The 5,251-nt window shown below is 65.9% G+C and carries 5 protein-coding genes; 4 read left to right on the plus strand and 1 reads right to left on the minus strand.

What is annotated here, in order from left to right; genetic code table 11:
• The 4 genes from yejB to IT540_RS09155 all read left to right on the plus strand — a co-directional run.
• The coding region (yejB, locus tag IT540_RS09140) for a microcin C ABC transporter permease YejB (RefSeq protein WP_291176126.1) at window positions 1-1,009 on the plus strand (1,009 nt) is incomplete at its 5' end.
• 80 nt (window positions 1,010-1,089) lie between these two features.
• On the plus strand, window positions 1,090-2,253 hold the full coding sequence (locus IT540_RS09145; RefSeq protein ID WP_291176138.1) for an ABC transporter permease: 1,164 nt from the start codon (window positions 1,090-1,092) through the stop codon (window positions 2,251-2,253).
• An 11-nt stretch (window positions 2,254-2,264) separates the two neighbouring features.
• Complete coding sequence (locus tag IT540_RS09150; protein WP_291176129.1) at window positions 2,265-3,896, plus strand: ABC transporter ATP-binding protein; 1,632 nt, start codon at window positions 2,265-2,267, stop codon at window positions 3,894-3,896.
• 116 nt (window positions 3,897-4,012) lie between these two features.
• Window positions 4,013-4,465, plus strand: a complete 453-nt coding sequence (locus IT540_RS09155; RefSeq protein WP_291176132.1) for a hypothetical protein — start codon at window positions 4,013-4,015, stop codon at window positions 4,463-4,465.
• A gap of 199 nt (window positions 4,466-4,664) precedes the next feature.
• On the opposite strand, the gene IT540_RS09160 is transcribed toward IT540_RS09155, so the two are convergent.
• On the minus strand, window positions 4,665-5,251 hold a 587-nt coding region (locus IT540_RS09160; RefSeq protein ID WP_291176135.1), incomplete at its 5' end, for a C40 family peptidase.

Genomic DNA, 5,251 nt, shown 5'->3' on the forward strand with positions numbered 1-5,251 from the left:
CGAGCGCGTGCTGGCCCAGTTGCAGGGCAACGATCCGTCGGCGACGTCGCGCATCGCGGGCGGCGGTGGCGATTTCGGCGGAGCTCAGCAGACCCAGCCGGGCGGCGGCGCCGCCGAGACGGTGTCGAAGTACCGCGGCGCGCAGGGTCTCGATCCGGCCTTCATCAAGCAGCTCGAGGCGCAGTTCGGCTTCGACAGGCCGCCGGCCGAGCGCTTCGCGACGATGCTGTGGAACTACCTGCGGTTCGATTTCGGCAAGAGCTACTTCCGCGACACGCCGGTGCTGACGCTGATCAAGGAGAAGCTGCCGGTCTCGATCTCGCTCGGGCTCTGGATGACGCTGATCACCTATCTGATCGCCATCCCGCTCGGCATTCGCAAGGCCGTGCGCGACGGCGAGCCGTTCGACACCTGGACCAGCACGGCGCTGGTGATCGGCTACGCGGTGCCGGGCTTTCTCGTCGCGGTGCTGCTCCTGATTGTGTTCGCGGGGTCCTCCTTTTTCCAGATCTTTCCCTCGCGCGGGCTCACGTCGGACAACTGGGACCAGCTCTCGCTGATCGGCAAGGCGGCAGACTATTTCTGGCATCTGACGCTGCCGATCATAGCCATGGCGCTCGGCGCGTTCACGACCATGGCGTTTCTGACCAAGAACAGCTTCCTGGACGAGATCAGGAAGCAATATGTCATCACGGCGCGCGCCAAGGGCCTCGGCGAGCGCGAGGTGCTCTACGGCCATATCTTTCGCAACGCCATGCTGCTGATCATCGCCGGATTCCCGGGCGCATTCGTCAGCGCCTTCTTCTCTGGGTCGCTCCTGATCGAGACGATCTTCTCGCTCGACGGGCTCGGGCTGCTCGGCTTCGAATCGGCGATCAAGCGCGACTACGCCGTGGTGTTCGCCACGCTCTACATCTTCGCGCTCCTGGGCCTCGTCGTGAACGTGGTGACCGACTTCGTCTATACCCTCGTCGATCCGCGCATCGACTTCGAGAGCCGGGAGGTCTGAGGCCTATGGACGCGCGACGCGAAGAGACCGTCGAGCAGGAGGTCAAGGCCGATCCGGTGCGGCCGCCGCTCTACACGCGCATGCTGCCACGCTTCCAGTTGTCGCCGATCAACGCGCGCCGGTGGGCGAACTTCAAGGCCAACCGCCGAGGCTACTGGAGCCTCATCATCTTCCTGGCGCTGTTCGTCGTGACGCTGTTCGCGGAGCTGATCGCCAACGACCGGCCGCTCATCGCCCGCTACAAGGGCGAGACCTTGTTCCCCGCGCTCGTCGACTACCCGGAGTCGAAGTTCGGTGGCTTCCTGGCGGTGACCGACTACCGCGATCCGGTGATCCTCGATGAGATCAGCGCCAACGGCTGGATGATCTGGCCGCCGATCCGCTATTCCTACGACACCATCAACAAGGACTATCCGAACCGCGTCGATTCCGAAGGGCGCTGCTTCATCGAGCGCGACGGCATCAAGCATCAGGGCGGTCTCGGCTATCCGGCACCGCCGCAGTGGGCGGCGCGCGCGCCGCTCTGCGAGGCGCCGCCGGACCAGATGCAGCGATATCTCGCGATCGGGAACTGGAACTGGCTCGGCCTCGATAACCAGGGCCGCGACGTGCTGGCGCGTGTCATCTACGGATTCCGGATCTCGGTGCTGTTCGGCCTGATCCTCACGATCTTCGCGAGCCTCATCGGCATCGCGGCCGGCGCCGTGCAGGGCTACTACGGCGGTTGGCTGGACCGTCTCATGCAGCGCTTCCTCGAGATCTGGGGCAACATCCCGACGCTCTACGTGCTGATCATCATCGCGGCCGTGCTGGTGCCGGGGTTCTGGACGCTGCTGTTCGTGCTGCTCGCCTTCCAATGGACATCACTCGTGGGCGTGGTGCGCGCCGAGTTTCTGCGGGCGCGGAACTTCGAGTACGTGCGGGCGGCGCGGGCGCTCGGACTCTCGGACACTACCATCATGTGGAAGCACGTGCTGCCGAATGCGGCCGTCGCTACCGTCACCTTCATGCCGTTCCAGCTCTCGGGCTCCATCACCACGCTGACCTCGCTCGATTTCCTCGGGCTCGGCCTGCCGCCCGGGTCGCCGTCGCTCGGCGAGCTGCTGCTGCAGGGCAAGGGCGACCTCGGCGCGCCGTGGCTCGGGCTGTCGGCGTTCTTCTCCATCGCGATCATGCTGTCGCTCCTGATCTTCATCTTCGAGGGGGTGCGCGACGCGCTCGATCCCCGCAAGACATTCGCGTGAGGGAGCAGGCCATGTCGCGGGAGGTGCTGGTCAACGTCAAGAACCTGTCGGTGGCGTTTCGCGCGGGCGGTGCCACGACCACCGCCGTCAAAGGCGTGTCGTTCCGTATCAACAAGGGCGAGACTGTGGCGCTGGTTGGCGAGTCGGGCAGCGGCAAGTCCGTCTCGGCGCTCTCGATCCTGCGGCTGCTGCCCTATCCCGCGGCCTCGCATCCCACGGGGCAGGTCTTTTTCGAGGGGCGCGACCTGCTCAAGGTCCCGGAGGCGGATCTCAAGCGCATCCGCGGCGGACGCATCTCGATGATCTTCCAGGAGCCGATGACGTCGCTCAACCCGCTGCACACCATCGAGCGGCAGGTGGGTGAGATCCTGAGCCTGCACCGCGGCCTGAGCGGTCCGGCGGCGCGGGCGCGCGTGCTCGAACTTTTGAACAAGGTTGGCATCTCGGAGCCCGAGAAGCGGCTCGGCGCGTTTCCGCATCAGCTTTCGGGCGGGCAGCGCCAGCGCGTCATGATCGCCATGGCGCTCGCCAACGAGCCGGACCTCCTGATCGCCGACGAGCCGACGACGGCACTCGACGTGACCATCCAGGCGCAGATTCTCGAGCTTCTGCGCAACCTCCAGCGCGAGATGGGCATGGCCATGCTGCTCATCACGCACGATCTCGGCATCGTGCGGCGCATGGCCGAGCGCGTCTACGTGATGCAGCAAGGCGAGATCGTGGAGGAGCAGCCGACGGAAGCGCTGTTCACATCGCCGCAGCATCCCTATACGCGCCACCTTCTCGCCGCCGAGCCCAAGGGCGAGCCGCCGCATTTCAACGCCGACGCGCCGGTGATCGCGGAGACGAACGATCTCAAGGTGTGGTTCCCTATCAAGCGCGGCTTTCTGCAGCGCACGGTGGACCACGTGAAGGCGGTTGACGGAGTCTCGGTGAAGATTCTCGCCGGGCAGACGGTGGGCGTTGTCGGCGAGTCGGGAGCCGGCAAGACGACGCTCGGGCTCGCGATCTTGCGGCTCATCTCGTCACAAGGGCCGATCGTCTACATGGGACGCCGCATCGACGGGCTGTCGTCCAAGGAGATGCGCCCGCTCCGCCGCGAGATGCAGGTCGTGTTCCAGGATCCCTATGGGTCGCTCTCGCCGCGGCTCTCGATCTTCGAGATCATTGAGGAGGGGCTTCTGATCCAGAAGCCCGAGTGGAGCGAGGAGCAGCGGCGCGAGCAGGCGGCGCGGGCGCTCAAGGAGGTCGGCCTCGATCCGGCCGCGCTCGACCGCTATCCACACGAGTTCTCGGGTGGGCAGCGCCAGCGCATTGCCATCGCGCGCGCCATGGCGCTGGAGCCCAAGTTCATTGTGCTCGACGAGCCGACCAGCGCGCTCGATATGAGCGTGCAGGCGCAGATCGTCGATCTCCTGCGCGAGCTGCAGGCCAAGCGCGATCTCGCCTACGTGTTCATCAGCCACGATCTCAAGGTGGTGCGGGCGCTCTGCAACTACGTGATCGTGATGCGCAACGGGCGCGCGGTCGAGGAAGGTCCGGCGGACGAGATCTTCACGGCGCCCAAGGCCGACTACACGAAGGCGCTGCTCGCCGCCGCGTTCGACCTCAAGGTCGCGCATCGGGCCGCTGTTGCCGGCTGAGACCGTCGGCACGTCCGCGCCATCGGTGCTCTACCCTATGACATCTTCTCATCTTGAGGGCGGGGAGCTTTTGCGACATCCTGCGGCCATCCTCTTGGTGCGCTGGTGCGGCCTCCATGAACACGATGCCAGAGAGTCGCTATCCCGCTGTCGAAGCGACGATCGAGCAGATCCGCTATTGGGTGCCGACAATCGCCGATGTGGCGCGCACGGTGGAGGCGCGCGACGAGGGAAGCTGGCTGCTGTCGATAGAGCCTCATCTTGCGACGGCTTGTCCGGTTGCGATTGCGCTCCGACAAGACGGGCGCTTCGATATCTCGCTTGCGGGCGAGACCTATGAAGACCGGGTGTTTCAAAGTCTCGATCAGCTCGTGGTGCTGCTCGAGAGCATCGTGGACGGGCAGGTGATCCAGAGGCGGTGGATCAGTGCCGTGACAGGCGTGCCTCAGGGGGTCGAGACCTTGGTTCAACTTGGGGCGATAGGGCTCCTGTGGCGCAACGGCGCGGAGCCCGACGGCGGGGTGCAGCGCCACGATCGCCATTTCCTGCCGTATCGACGCCAGCCCTAGGTTTTCCGGACGACGAGGAAACGTTGCAGCACGGCATCGACGTATCTGGACTCCGGCACCCGGCCTTCGCCGGGGCAGGCTCCGCCGGAATGACGTCATTGGTGTGGGAAGGTCCCACTTTTCGTCATCCCGGCGGAGGCCGGGATCCAGACACGTCGCCGTATTGCGGGGCGTTGCCTCCGGCAACGACGGAGGGCTTTTAAGCCGTCCGCGCCTCGCGGGGAGCGAGGCGGCGGATGGTCGTGATGGGGGCCGATTGCCTGGCGATGCGCTCGGCCGCTTCGGGCAACGTTTCCGCAGCGACTGCCATGTGGTGGGCGTTGGCGTGCACAAGCATCACGGCGTCCGACATAATACCTACGTGGCCCGGCCAGAATACGAGATCGCCGCGCTTGAGACCGTCGAGCTCGTCCGGGATGAGGATCGGCTCGCCAAGCTCGGCCGCCTGCATGTCGGTGTCGCGCGGCGCGTCCACGCCGGCGGCCTGCAGCGCGATCTGCACCAGGCCTGAGCAGTCGATTCCGATGCGGGTGCGGCCGCCCCATAGGTAAGGCGATCCGATCAGGCGCTCAGCGATGTCGACGAAGTCGCGCTCGAAGCGGTCGCGCTCGGTGAGATGGCGCGTGATGATGAAGCCGCCGCGCTCGAGCCGGCAGAAACGCTCCTCCCACTCAGCCACGCGCACCTCCGCGTTGAGAGGCAGGTGCATGGTGGGCGGCGTCTTGATGTCGGCGGCCGGGTAGACGAACGTGCCGAGCGCCTTTACGCGATGGGTCATCGGCATGA

Source organism: Hyphomicrobium sp. (assembly GCF_020852195.1).
Classification (GTDB): Bacteria; Pseudomonadota; Alphaproteobacteria; order Rhizobiales; family Hyphomicrobiaceae; genus Hyphomicrobium_C.